Source organism: Pseudomonas sp. M20 (genome assembly GCF_045037865.1).
Classification (GTDB): domain Bacteria; phylum Pseudomonadota; class Gammaproteobacteria; order Pseudomonadales; family Pseudomonadaceae; genus Aquipseudomonas.
In genome coordinates, this window is record NZ_CP173611.1 from 2,638,780 (window position 1) to 2,657,941 (window position 19,162).

A 19,162-nucleotide genomic window follows, 5' to 3' on the forward strand; every position below is an offset into this window, starting at 1 on the left:
CAAACCCCGACTTCACACCCATCCCCTGTAGGAGTGAGCCTGCTCGCGATAGCGGTGTGTCTGTTTACATTGATGTTGCAGGTGCCGGCCTCATCGCGAGCAGGCTCACTCCTACAGGGGTTATGTGTTCGGACAGTCATACCGACACCTCTTCAGCATCCGCATTGGTCTTGCCAAAGCGTCGCCCGAGGCGGTCGAAATACAGGTAAATCACTGGCGTGGTGAACAGCGTCAGCACCTGACTCACCAGCAGACCGCCAACCATCACCAGACCCAGCGGCTGACGCAATTCAGCCCCGGAACCGGTCGCGAGCATCAACGGCACCGCACCAAACAGCGCCGCCAGCGTGGTCATGAGGATTGGCCGGAAGCGCAGCAACGCCGCCTGATAGATCGCCTGTTCCGGCGCCATGCCCTGATTGCGCTCAGCATCGAGGGCGAAGTCGATCATCATGATCGCGTTCTTCTTGACGATACCGATCAGCAGGATGATGCCGATGATCGCGATCATGCCCAGGTCATTGCCACTGAGCAGCAGCGCCAGCAAGGCGCCGACCGCCGCCGACGGCAGGGTCGAGAGAATGGTGATCGGGTGAATGTAGCTCTCGTAGAGCACGCCGAGCACGATGTACATGGTCACTACCGCCGCCAGAATCAGCAGCAAGGTGCTCGACAGCGACGCCTGGAATGCTTCGGCCGCGCCTTGGAACTGGGTCTGCACGCCGACGGGCATGCCGATGTCTTTCTGCACCTGTTCAATGATGTCGACCGCATGCCCCAGCGCCACACCGGGGGCGAGGTTGAACGACATCATCACCGCCGGGAACTGGCCGATATGGGTGATCGCCAGTTGCGCCTGACGTTCCTCGATATGAGCCAGACTCGACAGGCGTACCTGCGCGTCATCGGTGGTCTTGACGTGAATCTGGTCCAGCGCCTGCGGGCCGATTTTCTCACCGGCCTGGGCTTGCAGCACCACGCGGTACTGGCTGGCCTGGGTATAAATGGTCGAGATCTGCCGCTGGCCGAAAGCGTCATAAAGCGCATCGGTGATGTTCGCCACCGAAACGCCAAGGCGTGAGGCGGCATCGCGATCGATCACCAGATAAACCTGCAAACCCTTGTCCTGCAAATCACTGGCAACGTCGGTCAGTTCCGGACGCTGGGCCAGCGCTTCGACGAGACGGCCGCTCCACTGGCTGAGCAGTTCGGAGTCCGGCGAGGACATGCTGAACTGGTATTGCGTACGGCTGACACGGTCTTCGATGGTCAGGTCCTGCACGGGCTGCATGAACAGGCGGATGCCGACCAATTTGTCCAGTTGTGGCTGCAGGCGCGCAATCACTTCAGTAGCGCTCAGATCGCGATCGCCATGGGGTTTGAGGTTGATCAGCAAGCGCCCGCTGTTGAGCGTGGCGTTATCGCCGTCGACACCGATATAGGACGACAGGCTCTGCACCGCCGGATCTTCGAGAATGATTTTCGCCAGTTCCTGTTGACGCTCGCCCATGGCCGCAAAGGAAATCGACTGCGGCGCCTCGGAAATGCCCTGAATCACCCCGGTGTCCTGCACCGGGAAGAAACCCTTCGGCACGACCATATAGAGGAACACGGTCAACGCCAGTGTGCCGATCGCCACCAGCAAGGTCAGTGGCTGGTGCTTGAGCACCCAGCGCAGCATCCGACCGTACTCAGCGATCATCCAGTCGATGACAGCGCCGCTGGCACGGTAGAAACGGCCCTGTTCATGTTCCTCGGGTTCACGTTTGAGCAAACGTGCGCACATCATCGGCGTCAGGGTCAGTGAGACCACCAGCGAAATCAGGATCGCAACGGCCAGGGTGATGGCGAATTCGCGGAACAATCGCCCGACCACGTCCGCCATGAACAGCAGCGGAATCAGTACTGCAATCAGCGACAGGGTCAAGGAGATCAGGGTGAAGCCGATCTGCTTGGCGCCCTTGAGCGCGGCCTGCATCGGGCTGTCGCCCTCTTCGATAAAGCGCGAAATGTTTTCCAGCATGACGATGGCATCGTCGACCACAAAACCGGTGGCAATGGTCAGCGCCATCAAGGTCAGGTTGTTTACCGAGAACCCGGCCAGATACATCACGCCAAAGGTGCCGATCAGCGACAGCGGCACGGCCACCGACGGAATGATCGTGGCACTGGCGCGACGCAGGAACAGGAAGGTCACCATCACCACCAGGGCGATGGCGATGAGCAATTCGTGTTGTACGTCGGTGACCGAGGCGCGGATGGTCTGCGTGCGGTCAGTCAGCACCGTCACTTCGAGGCCGGCCGGCAGGTTGTCGGTGATGCTCGGCAGCAGCGCCTTGATGCGGTCGACCACCTCGATCACGTTGGCACCCGGCTGCCGCTGGATGTTCAGCAACACCGCCTGATTCTGGTTGGCCCATGCAGCGAGGCGTTCGTTTTCGGCGCCATCGACGATTTCCGCCACGTCCTTGAGCCGCAACGGTGCGCCGTTCTTGTAGGCGAGGATCAGGTTGGCGTAATCCTTGGGCGAGGTCAGTTGATCATTGGCGTCGAGCATCGACACCCGCGTCGGGCCGTCAAAGTTGCCTTTCGGCTGGTTGACGTTGGAGGCGCTGATCAAGGTGCGCACGTCCGACAGGTTCAGACTGTTGGCCGCCAGCGCTTCCGGGTTGACCTTGATCCGCACGGCCTGGCGCTGACCACCGGCAATGCTGACCATGCCGACACCGCTGATCTGGGCGATTTTCTGCGCCATGCGCGTATCGACCAGATCGTTGAGCTTGGGCAGCAGCATGGTTTTCGAGGTGATCGCCAGGGTCAGCACCGGGGTATCTGCCGGGTTGACCTTGTTGTACACCGGCGGCGCCGGCAAATCAGTCGGCAGCAGATTGGTCGCGGCGTTGATTGCGGCTTGCACCTGTTGTTCAGCGACGTCCATGTTGATGTCGAGGCTGAAACGCAGGGTCAGCACCGACGCACCGCCGGAACTGGTCGAGGCCATTTGCGTCAGGCCCGGCATCTGCCCGAACTGGCGCTCGAGCGGTGCAGTCACGGCACTGGTCATCACATCCGGGCTGGCGCCGGGATACAGGGTCATGACGCGGATGGTCGGGTAATCGACCTGTGGCAACGCCGATACCGGCAACAAGCGATAAGCAATCAGGCCGGCCAGAACTATGGCCAGCATGCTCAGGGTAGTGGCTACCGGTCGGAGGATGAACAGCCGCGAAATGTTCATGCGCCCTTCTTGGCCTTGTCAGTGACCACAGCGTCTGGCGTCTGGGCAGCGGACTTGCCTTGCAGGTGTTCGGTCGGCGTGGTCGGTACTTGATTGCTGTCGTTGACCACTTCCACTTCACTGCCTTCCTTCAGGCGGTCGGTGCCTTCCAGTACCACGCGGTCGCCGGCAGTCAGACCTTCGGTGATGACGGTGTTTTCGCCGTCGCTGGCACCAATCTTCAACTGGCGAATGGTGACTTTCTTGTCGCCGTCCAGCGCATAGACGAAGGTCCCGTTGGTGCCGAACTGGATGGCCGCCGATGGTGCCAGCACCACGCCTTTCAGCGTGTCAGCGAGCAAGTGAACGTTGACGAACTGGTTGGGGAACAGCGCCTGATCGCGGTTGTCGTAGCGGGCCTTGAACTTCAGGGTGCCGGTGGCGACGTCGATCTGGTTGTCGAGGCTTTGCAATACGCCGGTCGCTTGCAGTTTGCTGTCACCGCGATCCCAGGCTTCAGCCGGCAGCTTGGCGCCACTGCGATAACGCGCGAGTACGGTTTCAAGGCTGTTTTCCGGCAAGGTGAAAGCCACGCTGATCGGCTGGGTTTGCGTGATCACCGCGAGGAACGTGGTGTCGTTGGCGGTAACGAGGTTGCCGACGTCAACCTGACGCAGACCGACGCGACCGGCGATTGGCGCGCGGATCTTGGTGAATTCGAGATTGAGCTTGGCGTCGTTGACCGCGGCCTGATTGGTCTTGACCGTGCCCAGATACTGGCCGACCAGTGCTTCGGCGGTGTCCAGTGTCTGTTTGGCGATGCTGTCCTCTTTGTACAGACCGCGATAACGCTCGACGTCGACCTGGGCGTTTTTCAGTTGTGCCTGATTCTGCAGCAAAGTGCCTTCAGCCTGCAGCAAGGCATTCTGGTATGGACGTGGATCGATCTCGGCCAGCAGGTCGCCAGCCTTGACCATCTGGCCCTCTTCGAAGTTGATCTTGACCAACTCGCCGCCCACCCGGCTGCGCACATTGATAGTGTTGAGCGCGGTCACGGTGCCCAGTGCCTTGTAATACAGCGGGAAGTCGCCGGTGACCGCCGGCGCCACGCGCACCGGAATCGGCCCGGTGCCGCCACCGAAGCCCGGCCGCATCATCCCCGAACGCCCGGTGTGCCCGGCCGCAGCCTTGTCAGCGCCCTCTTTGTGGGCTGAACCGGCGGGCCAGAATTTCCAGCACAGGACGGCGATCACCAACAAGACAAGCAGGCTGATCAGCCAGCGGCGGGAGTTACGAGGGGACGATTGCATGGAGTCATTAACCATTGGGCGCGTGGGCTTCTTTTACGGGAGGCTGAACGATAAGCACTGGTGGGAAAATAGCAAAGCAGCTTTACCGGCAATTTACTTACACCTTACGTTTCAAGGTGTGAGGCAAAACACTGATACACAAATGAAAACGGCCTGGACAGGGCCAGGCCGTTAACAATTGTAAAAGCGCTTACTTGAGAACGGACAGTGCCGCTTCGTAGTTAGGCTCTTCAGCGATTTCCTTGACCAGTTCGCTGTGCAGGACGTTGTCGTTTTCGTCCAGAACCACAACGGCGCGAGCGGTCAGGCCTTTCAGCGGGCCGTCAGCAATGGCCACGCCGTAGTTCTCGATGAACTCGGCACCGCGCAGGGTCGACAGGTTCTGGACGTTTTCCAGACCTTCAGCGCCGCAGAAACGCGCTTGAGCAAACGGCAGGTCAGCGGAGATGCACAGCACCACGGTGTTAGCCACTTCGTTGGCCTGAGCGTTGAACTTGCGCACCGAGGTGGCGCAGGTCGGGGTGTCAACGCTTGGGAAAATGTTCAGCACTTTGCGCTTGCCGGCAAAGTCTTTCAGGGTGACGTCGGACAGATTGCCGGCAACCAGAGAAAAGGCTGGCGCCTTGGAACCGGCTTGTGGCAACTGGCCGTTGACTTGAACCGGATTGCCTTTAAGGGTGACTTGAGCCATGACTTGAGTCCTTCTGATGTTTTGATTGGAAAGCATGCAAGAGGCCGAAGTTAACCACGAAATTGTCCGACGACCTATGCCCTGTTTGGAAATTGTTGGGTGCCTGCCTGAAAAATTGTATACAAAACCACCGCCGTTCCCCTGTAGGAGTGAGCCTGCTCGCGATAGCGGTCTTTCATATACGCAAATGTTGACTGACACACCGCCATCGCGAGCAGGCTCACTCCTACAATTAGATCTGCGGTGTGAAAATTCTCCGCATCTTTTACCAGAGCCCCTGTCGATTCGATCCCGGCTCGTTCGACTAAGCAATGAATCCCAACAATCCACGGAGTACCCGCCATGCGATTCATGATCCTTGTCAAAGCCAGCGCCGACTCGGAAGCCGGCATCATGCCCAGCGAAGAGCTGATCACCGCGATGGGCAACTTCAACGAAGAACTGGTCAAGGCCGGCATCCTGATCGATTGCGATGGCCTGCATCCGAGCAGCAAAGGCGCCCGCGTACGTTTCTCCGGGGACAAACGCACGGTCATCGACGGGCCGTTCATCGAGACCAAAGAACTGGTGGCCGGTTACTGGATCTGGGAAGTGAAATCCAAAGAAGAAGCCATCGAATGGGTCAAGCGCTGCCCTAATCCAATGTCAGGCGATTCTGATATTGAAATCCGCCAGATATTTTCTGCCGAAGACTTCGGCGCCGAATTCACCCCCGAAGCACGTGCGCAAGAAGAACGCGCTCGCGAACAAGCCAAGAAAAACAGCTGAACCGGATATCCCCATGTAGGAGCTGCCGAAGGCTGCGATCTTTTGATTCTGTTCTTAAAACACAAGATCAAAAGATCGCAGCGTCGTTTCACACGACAGCTAAAGATTCGATCAGTCGGGCATAGAGCGGATGATGTCAGCCAGATCATCCTTGGTTATTTCATTGGCCTTGATCGCAGCGGCGACATCTATTCTGGAAAGCGGAAAACGTTTGAAAGTTTCTTTCAAGGTTTCCTCATCAACATTGTCCAGCCAGAGCGGATCGATAAATGAACCGCCATATTCAGGCTTCATGGGAATTTCTTCGTGTGCAATTGCACCTCTATGGTTGAGATACACCACATAGCGGTCATGCCCTTCAGGAAAGCTTTTATCGTGATAAAGCGTAGTGCCCAAAGGCAGAACATAGTAGTTCTCGTCGCCATTTGGGCCTTCAATCAGCAACGGCTCTTTGGTTTTGATCATTTTCCTGTCGTGCCCTTTCCCGATATCACCAAAAATCAGAAAAGCCAAAAAAACTGCATTGACGGATAAAACTACCGCCAGCCATAGGCTAATTCGCCTGTTTGTAACCATCTTCCTTATCAAACCTTTGCTCCTGCAATTGTCACGGTTATGCCCGACCGTAATTCAAGGGACGCTCCGCGTTCCAGCTTGCGAATTTGACGCAGAGCGTCAGGGGCTGCATTCCCACGCAGAGCGTGGGAATGATCATTCAATGGATCAGTTCTTGAGTTCGACGTGATCCAAGGCTTGATTCACCGCCAGTTCCCCCAGCATGACGACCTGTGCGATCCCCAATGCAGTCTTGCGCTGAGAAGTTTCCAGCGAGGCGGCGAAGTTGATCAGCATTTCGCTGGCCGAGCCGAGGGTTTCGCTGGCGTTGGCGAGCAGGGATTCAGTGTTGTACCTGGGATTGGCGAGGTACATGGGTTCCGGCTCGTTGACGCTGGACATGATATGGGCGGAGGGGTTGAGGTAGAAATCGAGGGCGCGGTCGGCGGCTTCGTGGAGTTTTTTACTGTCGACTGAGGCGTAGGGGGATGTGCTGTCTGCGTCTGATTCTGGGGGATTGGGTGTTGGTTTTTTCATGGTGGAACTCCACTGGAAAGTTGGAGCTGCCCCATTCGGTTTCCGGACGAAGAGGTGGCAGCTGTACGCAGGTTGGAAACCCGGGCAGCGGCGACCCGGTCGACCCGAAGGTCTCCCGCGCACAGCCGCCATAACGGAGTGCACACATTCGAAGTGCGCAAGGATACGTTATGAAAAGCGTGTACGCGCCACTAATACCCGTCGGGGTTTCCAGTCCCGGTCGCTGATTTGGCAGCGACGAACACAGGCTAGAGACCCGACGTCCGACGGACAACCTGAAAACCTTGTGGGAACGTTCCGCAAATTCGAAACAACGTTTAAACATCCCGAATTGAAATACGCATAGGTAGCTGCCAAATGCTCGGGCCTTGATCGGACGATCTTTTGATTTCGCATTTAAAAAACAAGCGCAGCCTCGTGTCACTCGAAAGCTCCTGTCGCCAGTGCGCCGGCCGCTTGCAGGGTCAGTTGGCGGCTGATGCGCGGCGATGGCGGCACCCCGTATTTCCGCTGGTTCGTCGGCAAATAAACGACGGCTGAGGACTTTTAGACGCGAAACAGGTAGGGTGCGCACAATCAAAGTGCCACCACTGGACCGCGTCGAAGGTTTTCATGGAGTTGTACACGCAATGAGTTGCTGGACCGTCCTTGGCCTTACGGCCGACGCCGATACGCGCAGTATCAAACGACAATATGCTGCCCTGCTCAAACAGACCCGTCCAGACGAAGACGCCGAGGGCTTCCAGCGCCTGCGTGACGCCTATGAGCAAGCCCTGAATTACAAGGAATGGGCGCAGGCCAACGAAGACCTGGAGGCTGAAGAAGACGCCTGGGACTTGACCGGCCTGACCGTGGTCGAGGTCGATGCCTTGCAACAGGCGACCCGCTCGCTGCACGGCACCAGCCTTGCGCAGTTGCAACAACGCCATGCCCTCGCCGTCGAGCAGGGTTGCGCGCACATCCTCGAAGAGACCCTGCTGCAGCATTGCATCGAGCACCCTGAAACATCGGCGCCGATGGTTGATTGGGCGGTTCAGACCTATCACTGGTTCAGTGCCTGGCAGCGGCTTGAGCTGGATGAAGAGTCGATCGAGCTGTTGCTCGATCAGCAGCGGGAACGCATCACTCGACCGCTGCGTGATGCCCTCGAAAGTGAAGACACTGCAGCCTTTTTGCAGGCCTACGCACAGTGCGCCGAATGCCTCTGGCTCGACGCTGAGGTACACCGGCAGTGGTTCAACCTGTTTCTGAGTCGATTGCTACTGGACAGCGAACACTGGTCCTCCGCTATTTTCGAGCAGGTTTGTGCGGGCCAGGGCTGGCACACCGGCCCGGCCAACCGTTGCCCGCAAGACGAATGGAAGCGTCTGATCGCTCGCCATGAAGCTCCGCTTTTTATCGCGCAGCAACGACAACTTGCCCAAGAGCCGCCAGCCACTGCCGAACACCGCGCCGCGCGCCTGTTGCTCGGCAGCGGCCCGTTCAGTCAGCGTCGCGCGCTGGCCCGACGCCTGCGCGAAGAGGATTGGGCGCAATGCCGCCAATTGAGCTCGGCACTCTATGCCAATCACCCAAAGATCTGCGCAGAGTTGCCCGGTGGCACCGCGTTTTTCTGGCGCGACTGGGAGCTCGGCCGTGGCGAATGGCCGACATACCTTGGCGTGGTGCTGGCCTGCCTGATCGGTGCTTTTGCGCACTTCATCCCGCTGGGGCTACGCGTCACCGGCCTGTTCAATATTTTCATGGTATCGATCGTGGTGTTCGGTGTAATTGCCGCCGGCCTCAATTGGCTGGCGCACGATCTGGCGCACCGTTATTGGCTGCTGGATGACTGGCTCAGCGCGCGGCTGTGTCCGGGGATCGTGGCGCCATTCGGTGTACTTCGCGACTTGATTCCCTGTGCGCTGATGGCGGCCGGGCTCACTTGGCTATTCGGCCCCGTCGGCGGGGTGGTCTATGCGACGACGTTGGCGATTGTCGGTCTGGTACGGCGGCGCCAGATCCAGCCACATGTGTCCTGGGAACAACGCAATCCACTGCTGAAGATTTGCCTGGTGATCCTCGGCGTTGTTGCCCTGGTGATCGCCCTCGGCGTGCTCAATGTGATTGCCAGCAAAGACACGGTTACCCGCAATCAGGGACTGCAACCCTGGGCCGAGCGCTTGTGCAGTCGTCTGCCCGCCTCGGCGACCGGCTGCGGTGCGCCAGCCACCCGTGAGCAATGGTATGGCGCGGAGGCAAAACCATGAGTTCGAGAATGATGTTTGGCAGTGGCCTGCTGATCGCGCTGCTGGTGATGGGATTGTCGGGAGCAACCACGCCGTTCCTGCAACTCGATCTGTGGCTGGACAATCGCGACGCGCCCGTCACCGCTCAGGCCAACGCACTCAGCCCGATCATCACCTGCGTCAACCGTGTCGACGTGCATTGGCAGGTGGCCTATGAGCAATACAAAAATCCGAAACCGCCCAAGGATTATTCTGCCGCCAATTGGGTCCCCGAACCACGGGACTTCGAGGACAGTGATGCGCGCATCGTGCAGGACATCCAGAAGGATGTCTGTCTTTCCAACATGAACCTGAAGCTCGATCTTCTGGGCTATCAGCCGGGCCTCTCGCAAAGCGCCCGGGCCTATGCGAAAGCACTGCAGGGTGTAGCAACGGTATCGATGCCCTCACGATTCGATAGAAGTGCAAGTTTCGTTTCGGTGTTCCCGAATCCGTCAGGGGGCTACCGGGAGCGGTACCTGAGCGCCATCGCTGACTACCTCCAAACATCGGCGGCTCTGAGAAAAGACCTTGTGGCGCTCGATGTCGCCCAGCGCAACGAACAACTGAAACGCCTCGAAGCACGTGTGGGCAAGGATATCCACTGGTCTCTGCTGGCTTTCATGATTGAGGCCCGGGAGACACTAGAGCGACTGGAAGACGGGATGAAGCACCGAACGCTGACACCGCAAACCGTGGCGGACATCACCGCCAGCCTGCAACGAGCGTGGGATCGCCGCGATCCTTTCATGCGCTTGCCCGAGCGCGGATTACGCACCAAGGACGACGACGCGAGGGAACTGTGGGAGTACATCCGTGAGCCATCGCAACAGTACCTTGAGGCGCTGAACACACTGCACAAGGACTGGCAAAACCACGCCGAGCCGCAACGCTTGAGCGACGACTACTACGCCGTCACTCGCGGTTACGACGCCCTGCTCAGTCACTACAACCGCCGGGCGCGCGCTGACTTTTGAGGGTGTGCACAGGCCGGAGAATCCTCGCGGACCTCCGGCCGTATGCACTTATTTGCCGGCCTTGAGCTTCAGATACGACTGACGCAGGTCTGCGGCCCAGCCATCGATGACGGGTTTGACGTCATTGGCGCTCATTGCCTGCGAATCATTTTCCAGTGGCTTGCCGGTACCTTTGCGCACCACTTGTGCGACGACCTTGTTATTCGCGCCATCGAGGAACACCGCTTCGGTGGCCAACGTGGTTTCCTGATCGCGAATACCGCTGGCCGTGCTGACCGCAGCGGCGACCAACGCAATCGGAATCACCTCGTAAGCGTGCAGGCCTTCGGTGGAACTGCTCACGGCGGTGATCGCCGCACGCACCACAATCACACCTGGACCTGGGCCAGTCGCCAACGGCAGATCTTTGCCGATTTCACGCTTGAGCGCTTGATCGTAGTAGGAAGTGATGCCATTGAGGGTTTGCTGGGAGATCTTCGCGGTCGGTTGCGGTTTCGGGTAGAGCTGGGTCGGCTCGATATAAACGCTGGTGAATTTCCTGACGTCGACCTTCGGATCGATCCAGCGCATGACCTCGGCACCTGACGGGGATTTGGCCTCCTTGAGTTGGCTGTAGTCTTTGAGGAAGCCGGAGTACTCTTTCGGGTCGACGGTTTTGCTGGAACAACCTACCACTGCGAGGGTGGCAAAACACAGTGTGCCCATCATCACTGCTAGCTTCATGCTGTAACTCCTGTCAGAAGGCCGAAAACTTTGCCTGGGGGAGTTACAGGTATAGCTAAAACCTCAGCAATTGCGATTGCAAAGCACAATATTCACGCAAGGCTGCGCGGCGGATCACATGCATCATTTGAAAGACGTCGCGCATCCGGCAACGCTGCCTCGAGCACTTGGCCATTGGTGAGCTTCAAGAATCCGCTGCATTGGAGCAATCTGAGCCAGGACGCCCGCAGATGCTGTTGCAGGGGTGGAAGAAGATGAATATGGGGGATCCGGCGCTTAAGTGATTGGCTGGAAATTGTCTTCCCTCACCCTAGCCCTCTCCCAGAGGTAGAGGGGACCGACCGGGGGATATTCGAGAGATGCACCGACGTGACCGATTGGCTTTGAATCCATAATCGACTCGGTCTTCCACGTCGGTGCAGGACGCCAGACAACTCGGTCAGTCCCCTCTCCCTCTGGGAGAGGGTTAGGGTGAGGGGCTTTTCTGGGGTTCACCCCGTTACCAGGACGAAGTCTCACCACTGCGCAACGCCATCTCCCGCCGGCTGTTGATGTGCATCGCCTTGATCAACGACACCGTGCCCACCAGCAAAATCGCCGCACCCAACAGGAAGTCGATGTTGTACAGCTGGAAATCCTGCACCGGCCCGATCAACAGCACCCGCACGATCGCGGCGCCCAACAGCGTGGCAAGGAAGTCGATCCCCGGTTCATTACGGTAAAACACCAGCAGCAACGGCAGACACAGCACCAACAGCAGCAACAACACGACTACCTTGAATGAACCTTTACGCTCCACGCTGAAGGCACATTCGTGCGGCCCGTAAGCCTTGTAATCGTCGTCGCGGATCATCGAGTTGTTCTCGTTGATGTAGTCGACGCGGTTGTACTTCTGGATCGGTGTGAAGGTGTTGGACATCTCCATCAGCGTGGTGATGTTCTTGAAGCGCAGATCAATGCGCTCACTGCCCTTGAGGTAATAGAGCACCGGTTTGTAGCCGTAGCGATAGGTGTCGAAGGGGAATTCGGTGACCTGACCCTGCACACCGATCGGGCGCGGTTCGAGTTCGGCGTAGGCGCTTTTGTTGGTCGCGGAAAGGTTGCGGCTCAGCGGCTGCACCTTGACCTGCTCAAGGAAGATCGGCGTGACGCCGTAGGACCATTGCAACGGCTCCAGACGCAAACGCAGTTCATTGCGAGCGAGGTCATAGCGGTTGAAGGTACGTTCCGAGACCACCAGCGAACCACTGAGCATGAACTCGCCGCGCAGGTTATTGGTGACGCGCAAGGTCAGTTGATCCTTGCCCAGCAACGCCGCTTCCGTGGACGGCGGCGTGCCGCACCACGCGGTGCTTTCGCCGACACCGCCGAGCTGGCCGCTGCGGTTTTCCTTGAATACGTAAAAGTAACTGGCCCACAGCGTCACCATTAACAGCAACGCTGTGAGGCCGAGGATTTTTTTGCCCGGACTCACTGATCAGACTCCCTTCTTCGGTTCCATCGTCCAGCCGAAAACCCGCTGGCGACGGCGACTCTACCAAAAGGCCACCATCGACCCAAGGGAAAATGCCCGATTCATGAGGTTTCTAGGGGTTTCCCCGGTGTACATCGAAGATCAAAAGATCGCAGCCTGCGGCAGCTCCTACACGCAATCCACTGTAGGAGCTGCCGCAGGCTGCGATCTTTTTTAACCGTCAACGCCGACGAAAAAGCGGACGCGGCTCGATCACCGAACGCCCATACAACACGCTCATGCCGGCCAACCCCTTCAGCGCATCCTCGGCAGACTTGTCCTCGCGCACCGCGAAACTGTCGAACCCGCACTGGCGCATATGGCTGAGCTGATCGCGCAACACATCGCCAATCGCGCGCAACTCCCCTGCCCAGCCGAACCGACTGCGCAGCAGATACGCCTGACTGTAGGCTCGACCGTCGCGAAAACTTGGAAAATCCAAGGCAATCAGCGGCAACGAACCCAGCCACGGCACCAGGCTCTCGACCTCATCGTCCGGGCCGAGCCACACGGCGTGGGTCGACGGCGATTGCAGCCAGTGCATCAGCGGCAAGATCAGCAAACCTGCAGGCCTTGGCGTCGATGGTTCACGCACCAGCGTCCACGGATCGTCCTTCGCAATCCGCGCCACACCCTGCTCCAGCCGCAACAGATTGTTCATGCCGTGGCCTCCAGCGTTTTCGGATAGACCCGTTCCTTGAACGGCTCCAGGCCAATCCGTGCCACGGTATCGACAAACAATTCTTCGTGCTCGCGATAGCGCACGAAGGTGCCAATGATCCGCTCGATCACCTGCGGCACTTCGGCGGCGCTGAACGACGGGCCGATGACTTTGCCCAATGCGCTGTTTTTACCTTGGGCGCCACCGAGGGTGATCTGATACCACTCGCTGCCATTCTTATCGACGCCGAGGATGCCGATATTGCCGATGTGATGATGGCCGCAAGCGTTCATGCAACCGGAGATGTTCAGGCTGATATCGCCCAGATCATGCAGGTAATCGAGGTTGTCGAAGCGCGCCTGAATCGCCTGGGCGATCGGAATCGATTTGGCGTTGGCCAGTGCGCAGAAATCGCCACCCGGGCAGGCAATGATGTCGGTGAGCAGGCCGACGTTGGCGCTGCCCAGATCATGTTTGCACGCCAGTTGCCACAGCGCGTAGAGGTCGGTTTTCGGCACATCGGGCAAGACGATGTTCTGCTCATGGGCGATACGAATTTCGCCAAACCCGAAACGCTGCGACCAGTCGGCCACCGCCAGCATCTGCACAGCGGTCACATCTCCCGGCGGCGAAGCCATGCCCGGTTTGGTCGACAGCACCACGCTGGTGTAACCCGGCACCTTGTGCGGTTGCACATTGCGCGCGACCCAACGGGCGAACGCCGGGCTTTCCGCCAGGCGCGTGCCGAAGTCCAGATCGGTGTCGGCCAGGGTGTGATAAACCGGCGGCACGAAGGCACTGGCAACCCGTTGATATTCGGCCTCGGTCAGTTGCGCCGGGCCGTCCTTGAGGTGCTGCCATTCCTCTTCGACTTCCTTGGCAAACGCCTCGATGCCCAACGCCTTGACCAGAATCTTGATCCGCGCCTTGTACTTGTTGTCGCGCCGACCGTGGCGGTTGTACACGCGCAAAACCGCTTCGACGTAGGACAGCAAATGCTGCCACGGCAAACCTTCACGAATCTGCAAACCGAGAATCGGCGTGCGCCCCAGACCACCGCCGACGATCACTCGCAGCAACATCTGCCCGTCGCGCCCGGGGTAAAGATACAGGCCGATGTCATGCATCATGATCGCCGCGCGATCCTGCTTCGCCGAGCAGATGGCGATCTTGAATTTGCGCGGTAGAAAGAGGAATTCCGGGTTGATCGTCGACCACTGCCGCAGGATTTCGGCCAACGGGCGCGGGTCGATCAACTCGTCCGCCGCGACCCCGGCGAAGGCCTCGGTGGTGATGTTGCGCACGCAGTTGCCGGAGGTCTGGATCGCATGCATGTTGACCTGCGCCAGGCGTTCGAGAATATCCGGCACGTCGCTCAGTTCGATCCAGTTGAACTGCATGTTCTGCCGCGTGGTGAAGTGGCCGTAACCGCGATCATAGTCGCTGGCGATGCTCGCCAGCGTGCGCATCTGCTTGGCGTTCAACGTGCCGTAGGGAATCGCCACGCGCAGCATGTAGGCGTGCTTTTGCATGTACAGGCCGTTTTGCAAGCGCAGCGGCAAAAACTCCTCTTCGCTCAGTTCCCCGGCCATGAAGCGCTCGACCTGATCGCGAAACTGCGCAACGCGCTCGAACACCAGCGCCCGGTCGTAATCATCGTATTGATACATGCCACTGCCACCTCATCAGGACGCACACAATTCCTGTAGGAGTGAGCCTGCTCGCGATAGCGGTGTGTCAGGCAACTGAGATGTTGACTGACACACCGCTATCGCGAGCAGGCTCACTCCTACAGATTTTCCCAGACTATGGCCGAACAGCGCAGCACGTTACAGATTCACCTGAAGTCATAAAAACCATATCAGGGCGCGGCAGAACGCCGCAGCCAGCTCTTCAATCTGATCCGCACAAATCAAGGATTCCTGAGCCTGTTTTGTTTCTGGTGGGGTTTCTACAGTGCAGCTCATGCCAGACCGGGTGGCCTGGCAAGACTTTGCAACCGTGGATGAACTGACCATGAGTACAGCAACAATCGGACAGGCTTATAACTACAAGGTCGTCCGCCAATTCGTCATCGCCACAATTTTCTGGGGTGTGGTGGGCATGGCGATGGGGGTTTTTATCGCCTCGCAACTGGTCTGGCCAGAGATGAATCTGGACCTGCCGTGGACCACCTTCGGCCGACTGCGACCGCTGCACACCAGCCTGGTGATTTTCGGTTTCGCCGGCAGCGCGCAATTCGCCGCCAGTTACTACGCCGTGCAGCGTACCTGCCAGGTGCGGCTGTATTCAGACAAACTCGCGGCGTTCACCTTCTGGGGCTGGCAATCGGTGATCGTGATCATGCTGATCACCCTGCCGCTGGGCTACACCACCACCAAGGAATACGCCGAAATCGAATTCTCCGGCGCGGTGTGGATGGCCGTGGTCTGGGTCGCCTACGCCATCGTGTTTTTCACCACCGTGGTGCAGCGCAAGACCAAGCATATCTATGTCGGCAACTGGTTTTTCGGCGCGTTCATTCTGGTGATCGCCATGCTCCATGTGGTCAATCACCTATCGATTCCGGTTGACTGGTTCAAGTCCTATCCGGTGTATTCCGGCGCCACCGATGCGATGGTGCAGTGGTGGTACGGGCACAACGCGGTGGGCTTCTTCCTGACCACCGGGTTCCTCGGGATGATGTATTACTTCGTGCCGAAACAGGTCAATCGACCGGTGTATTCGTATCGCCTGTCGATCGTGCATTTCTGGGCGCTGATCACCCTGTACATCTGGGCCGGCCCGCACCATTTGCACTACACCGCGCTGCCGGACTGGGCGCAATCACTGGGCATGGCCATGTCGCTGATCCTGCTCGCGCCGAGCTGGGGCGGGATGATCAACGGCATGATGACCTTGTCCGGCGCCTGGCATAAGTTGCGTACCGACCCGATTTTGCGCTTTCTGGTGTTGTCGCTGGCGTTCTACGGCATGTCGACATTTGAGGGGCCGATGATGGCGATCAAAACGGTCAATGCCCTCTCCCATTACACCGACTGGACCATCGGCCACGTGCACGCCGGCGCCTTGGGCTGGGTGGCGATGATCACCTTCGGCGCGACCTATCACATGGTGCCGAAAGTCTTTGGCCGCGAGCAGATGTACAGCACACCGCTGATCAACCTGCACTTCTGGCTGGCGACCATCGGCACGGTGTTGTACATCGCCTCGATGTGGGTCAACGGCATCACGCAGGGCCTGATGTGGCGGGCGATCAACGAGGACGGCACGCTGACCTATTCGTTTGTCGAAGCGCTGCAGGCCAGTCATCCGGGCTTCATCGTGCGTTTTGCCGGTGGGGTGTTTTTCCTCACCGGGATGTTGCTGATGGCTTACAACGTCTGGCGCACGGTGCGGGTCGCCGATGTCGCGCTGGCGCACCGCGAAGCGCAGATTGCCTGAGGCAGGGAGCCGCTCGTGATGGATATTTTTTTCAATGTGTTGGGCGTGGTGTTTCTGTGGCTGGCGGTGGAGTACTGCTTGCGGCGGGAGACGGCGCAGAGTCTGGATGAGGCAAGCATGGTGCCGTTTGCCGATGACCCGGAGGTCGCTCGGCGGGTTGAGCTGGCCACTGGCAAGACAGTGAAAGCGGTGGCGCCTGAAGTAGCGAAGCCGGGGTGGGTCAATCTCGATATGTGAGGGTGTCAGGTGGGCTGCCCTCACCCTAGCCCTCTCCCAGAGGGAGAGGGAACTGACCGAGTGGTTTATGCGAACTACATCGACCTGAAATATCTAAGGTGAATGCAATCTCAAAAACGATGAAGATCGGCCCCCTTTCCCCCTCGCCCCCTTGGGGGAGAGGGCTGGGGTGAGGGGGTAAGCTCTTGATCTTAACTACGATCCCGAGGGATCAGGCTCTGCAACTGCTGGGCGAGGAAGTTGGCATCAAAGGCAAACGTATCCGGATCCTTCAAACCATTGGTCTTGCGCCACTGCCACTCACCATTCGCCAGTCCCACCAACGAAATGCTGCCATAACGCGCCGCCGTCAGCCCCATCACCGCAAGCGAAATCTGCCCCGCACTGCCCATCACATCCGGCACGAACTCCACCGGCTTGCCGGCAATCACAATACTCAGTTTCTCGGTCTTGAAGGTCGAGGTCTCCACCGGGTTGCTCGGCCCGAACGCGACATACGCCTCACGACTCACCTCCAGCAGATTCGGTGTCTGCACCGGCTCCAGCCATTGCTGAATATCACCGAACAACGCGGTAATCCGTGTAGCCCAAGCCGCCGATTGCGTCTCGAACAGTTGCTTCTTGTGCGCTTCACTCTCGGCGTAATGACGAAGCATCTCGCCCAGTTGTTGTACGTCGTCCATAGCGGTGTTCCTCGGAAAGGAGCTGCAAAGGTCGATAGTGGCAGATACCAGCCTCTGCGTACGTTTAACCTGCAGCATGCCCGATGAAGCACCATGACACTTGCGTGAAAGATCGGCAGTACAGTCACTTGTTACTGGCATCGAACGCTGAACAAAAGGAAACTCCGCGCAAACCTGAACGTTCGACACTGTCATATGCCTGAGGACATCCAATGCGCACCATCGGCCTGATCGGCGGCATGAGCTGGGAATCCAGCGCCGAATACTATCGACTCATCAATCAGCAAGTCCGTGATCGTCTCGGCCCGTTGCGCTCGGCACAATTGCTGATGTACAGCGTCGACTTCGGCCCTGTCGAACAGGCCCAGCACGCCGGGCGCTGGGACGATGCCGCCGCCATTCTGGTGGACGCCGCGCGCAGGCTCGAAGCCGGCGGCGCCGAATGCGTGGTGCTGTGTACCAACACCATGCACAAGGTTGCCGAACAGATTCAGGCGGCGATCAGCATTCCGTTCCTGCACATTGCCGAACCGGCCGCGCAGGCTGCCCTGTCGATCGACGCACGCACGGTGGGATTGCTCGGTACGGCATTCACGATGGAGCAGGACTTTCTCAAGCAACGCTTGGTCGCCAAGGGTTTGACCGTATTGGTGCCGGACGAAACAGAGCGCAAGGACGTGCACCGGATCATCTACGACGAACTCTGCGTCGGTGTGATCAGCGATCAGTCGCGAGAAATCTATCAGCGGGTGATCGAATCCCTCACCGCGCGCGGCGCGCAGGCGATCATCCTCGGCTGCACGGAAATCGGCCTGTTGCTCAAACCCGAACACAGCGCCCTGCCCCTGCTCGACACCACCGAGCTGCATGCGCAGTCGGCGGTGGCCTTCGCTTTGGGCGAGTGAGTCAGGTTTTCGGACGACTGCGCAGACGGGCCATGCTCAGGGTGTCGACCCACTGCCCGTCGCGCACCGCGTAATCGCGAAACAGGCCTTCGGTCTCGAAACCGAATTTGCGGTAGAGCGCGATGGCGGCCTCATTGTCGGCGTAAACCGAGAGTTCGACGCGGTGCAGGTTCATCCAGTTGTCGGCGATATCCAGCGCCGCCGCCAACAATCTCGAACCGACGCCTTTGCCCTGCCACGCCACAGCGACTGCCATACCGACGCTGCCGGCGTGGCTGCGACGAATCCGTGAATAGTTTTCCAGCCCCAGATGGCCGATGACCTGCCCCTGATGCAGCGCGACCAGCTTCAACACCCGTTCATTTTCCGCCAGCAGCCGTTGGCGCCAGACGTCGACGGACTGAAACGGCATCTGCAACACCTGCCGGGTGACGGCCCGCTCGTTGTAGAGCGCAGTGACAGCCTCGAGGTGCGACTCGCTGAAGCGTTCGATGTGAATGGCGGCGTTGTGGTCGGGCATGACGGATCCTTCCTGGATCGATGTGTGGCTGACCACTCTAAACCGCCAAACACGACATCAGCCATAGGTAAATACTTGTAGGAGTGAGCCTGCTCGCGATAGCGGTGTGTCAGTCAACATTGATCAATCTGACACACCGCTATCGCGAGCAGGC

Annotated in this window: 17 protein-coding genes; 6 read left to right on the forward strand and 11 right to left on the reverse strand. The window is 58.8% G+C overall.

Annotated elements, in window-relative coordinates:
* Positions 1–136: 136 nt before the first annotated feature.
* From ACI514_RS11765 to tpx, 3 genes are all read right to left on the reverse strand, one after another.
* Positions 137–3,238 (reverse strand): MdtB/MuxB family multidrug efflux RND transporter permease subunit, encoded by a 3,102-nt coding sequence (locus ACI514_RS11765; RefSeq protein WP_160057698.1) that lies wholly within the window; start codon positions 3,236–3,238, stop codon positions 137–139.
* Positions 3,235–4,542 carry an MdtA/MuxA family multidrug efflux RND transporter periplasmic adaptor subunit gene (locus ACI514_RS11770; RefSeq protein WP_160057697.1) on the reverse strand — a complete coding sequence of 436 codons (1,308 nt, stop codon included), beginning with the start codon at positions 4,540–4,542 and terminating at the stop codon, positions 3,235–3,237. Before ACI514_RS11770 ends, ACI514_RS11765 begins: the two co-directional genes overlap by 4 nt.
* A 175-nt stretch (positions 4,543–4,717) precedes the next feature.
* The gene (gene tpx / locus ACI514_RS11775; RefSeq protein WP_016987527.1) at positions 4,718–5,218 is read right to left on the reverse strand and encodes a thiol peroxidase; all 501 of its coding nucleotides are present in this window, start codon (positions 5,216–5,218) and stop codon (positions 4,718–4,720) included.
* Between the two features lie 342 nt (positions 5,219–5,560).
* On the opposite strand from tpx, the gene ACI514_RS11780 reads away from it, so the two are divergent.
* Positions 5,561–5,986: a YciI family protein gene (locus ACI514_RS11780; RefSeq protein WP_160057696.1), complete on the forward strand. Its 426-nt coding sequence runs from the start codon at positions 5,561–5,563 to the stop codon at positions 5,984–5,986.
* Between the two features lie 111 nt (positions 5,987–6,097).
* Here the strand turns inward: ACI514_RS11780 and ACI514_RS11785 are convergent, their stop codons facing one another.
* Together ACI514_RS11785 and ACI514_RS11790 are read right to left on the reverse strand one after the other, a co-directional pair.
* Positions 6,098–6,574 (reverse strand): hypothetical protein, encoded by a 477-nt coding sequence (locus ACI514_RS11785; protein ID WP_160057695.1) that lies wholly within the window; start codon positions 6,572–6,574, stop codon positions 6,098–6,100.
* A gap of 135 nt (positions 6,575–6,709) precedes the next feature.
* Positions 6,710–7,078, reverse strand: coding sequence for a DUF6124 family protein (locus ACI514_RS11790; protein ID WP_405123864.1), 369 nt, complete (start codon positions 7,076–7,078; stop codon positions 6,710–6,712).
* A gap of 629 nt (positions 7,079–7,707) precedes the next feature.
* Here ACI514_RS11790 and ACI514_RS11795 point away from each other — a divergent pair.
* Both ACI514_RS11795 and ACI514_RS11800 read left to right on the forward strand, forming a co-directional pair.
* Positions 7,708–9,327 carry a J domain-containing protein gene (locus ACI514_RS11795; protein WP_405123865.1) on the forward strand — a complete coding sequence of 540 codons (1,620 nt, stop codon included), beginning with the start codon at positions 7,708–7,710 and terminating at the stop codon, positions 9,325–9,327.
* Entirely contained in the window at positions 9,324–10,322 is a 999-nt protein-coding gene (locus ACI514_RS11800) for a DUF3829 domain-containing protein (RefSeq protein WP_405123866.1), read from the forward strand. The genes ACI514_RS11795 and ACI514_RS11800 overlap by 4 nt, the downstream gene beginning before the upstream one ends.
* A gap of 48 nt (positions 10,323–10,370) precedes the next feature.
* Here the strand turns inward: ACI514_RS11800 and ACI514_RS11805 are convergent, their stop codons facing one another.
* The 4 genes from ACI514_RS11805 to ACI514_RS11820 all read right to left on the reverse strand — a co-directional run bounded on the left by ACI514_RS11805 (position 10,371) and on the right by ACI514_RS11820 (position 14,889).
* Entirely contained in the window at positions 10,371–11,045 is a 675-nt protein-coding gene (locus ACI514_RS11805) for a DUF3313 domain-containing protein (protein ID WP_160057690.1), read from the reverse strand.
* Between the two features lie 499 nt (positions 11,046–11,544).
* Positions 11,545–12,519, reverse strand: a complete 975-nt coding sequence (locus tag ACI514_RS11810; RefSeq protein WP_160057689.1) for a hypothetical protein — start codon at positions 12,517–12,519, stop codon at positions 11,545–11,547.
* A gap of 220 nt (positions 12,520–12,739) precedes the next feature.
* Positions 12,740–13,219 (reverse strand): DUF934 domain-containing protein, encoded by a 480-nt coding sequence (locus ACI514_RS11815; RefSeq protein WP_160057688.1) that lies wholly within the window; start codon positions 13,217–13,219, stop codon positions 12,740–12,742.
* Entirely contained in the window at positions 13,216–14,889 is a 1,674-nt protein-coding gene (locus ACI514_RS11820; RefSeq protein WP_405123867.1) for a nitrite/sulfite reductase, read from the reverse strand. The genes ACI514_RS11815 and ACI514_RS11820 overlap by 4 nt, the downstream gene beginning before the upstream one ends.
* 346 nt (positions 14,890–15,235) lie before the next feature.
* Here ACI514_RS11820 and ccoN point away from each other — a divergent pair, with 346 nt between their 5' ends.
* Together ccoN and ACI514_RS11830 are read left to right on the forward strand one after the other, a co-directional pair.
* On the forward strand, positions 15,236–16,663 hold the full coding sequence (gene ccoN, locus ACI514_RS11825) for a cytochrome-c oxidase, cbb3-type subunit I (protein WP_095119025.1): 1,428 nt from the start codon (positions 15,236–15,238) through the stop codon (positions 16,661–16,663).
* Between the two features lie 18 nt (positions 16,664–16,681).
* Positions 16,682–16,900: a cbb3-type cytochrome c oxidase subunit 3 gene (locus tag ACI514_RS11830; RefSeq protein ID WP_405123868.1), complete on the forward strand. Its 219-nt coding sequence runs from the start codon at positions 16,682–16,684 to the stop codon at positions 16,898–16,900.
* 191 nt (positions 16,901–17,091) lie between these two features.
* Here the strand turns inward: ACI514_RS11830 and ACI514_RS11835 are convergent, their stop codons facing one another.
* The gene (locus ACI514_RS11835; protein ID WP_160057686.1) at positions 17,092–17,583 is read right to left on the reverse strand and encodes a hypothetical protein; all 492 of its coding nucleotides are present in this window, start codon (positions 17,581–17,583) and stop codon (positions 17,092–17,094) included.
* A gap of 212 nt (positions 17,584–17,795) precedes the next feature.
* Between ACI514_RS11835 and ACI514_RS11840 the strand changes: the two genes are divergently transcribed.
* Positions 17,796–18,488, forward strand: coding sequence for an aspartate/glutamate racemase family protein (locus ACI514_RS11840; protein WP_160057685.1), 693 nt, complete (start codon positions 17,796–17,798; stop codon positions 18,486–18,488).
* A 1-nt stretch (position 18,489) separates the two neighbouring features.
* On the opposite strand, the gene ACI514_RS11845 is transcribed toward ACI514_RS11840, so the two are convergent.
* A complete protein-coding gene (locus ACI514_RS11845; protein WP_160057684.1) occupies positions 18,490–19,008 on the reverse strand; it encodes a GNAT family N-acetyltransferase in 519 nt (172 codons plus the stop codon).
* Positions 19,009–19,162 lie beyond the last annotated feature (154 nt).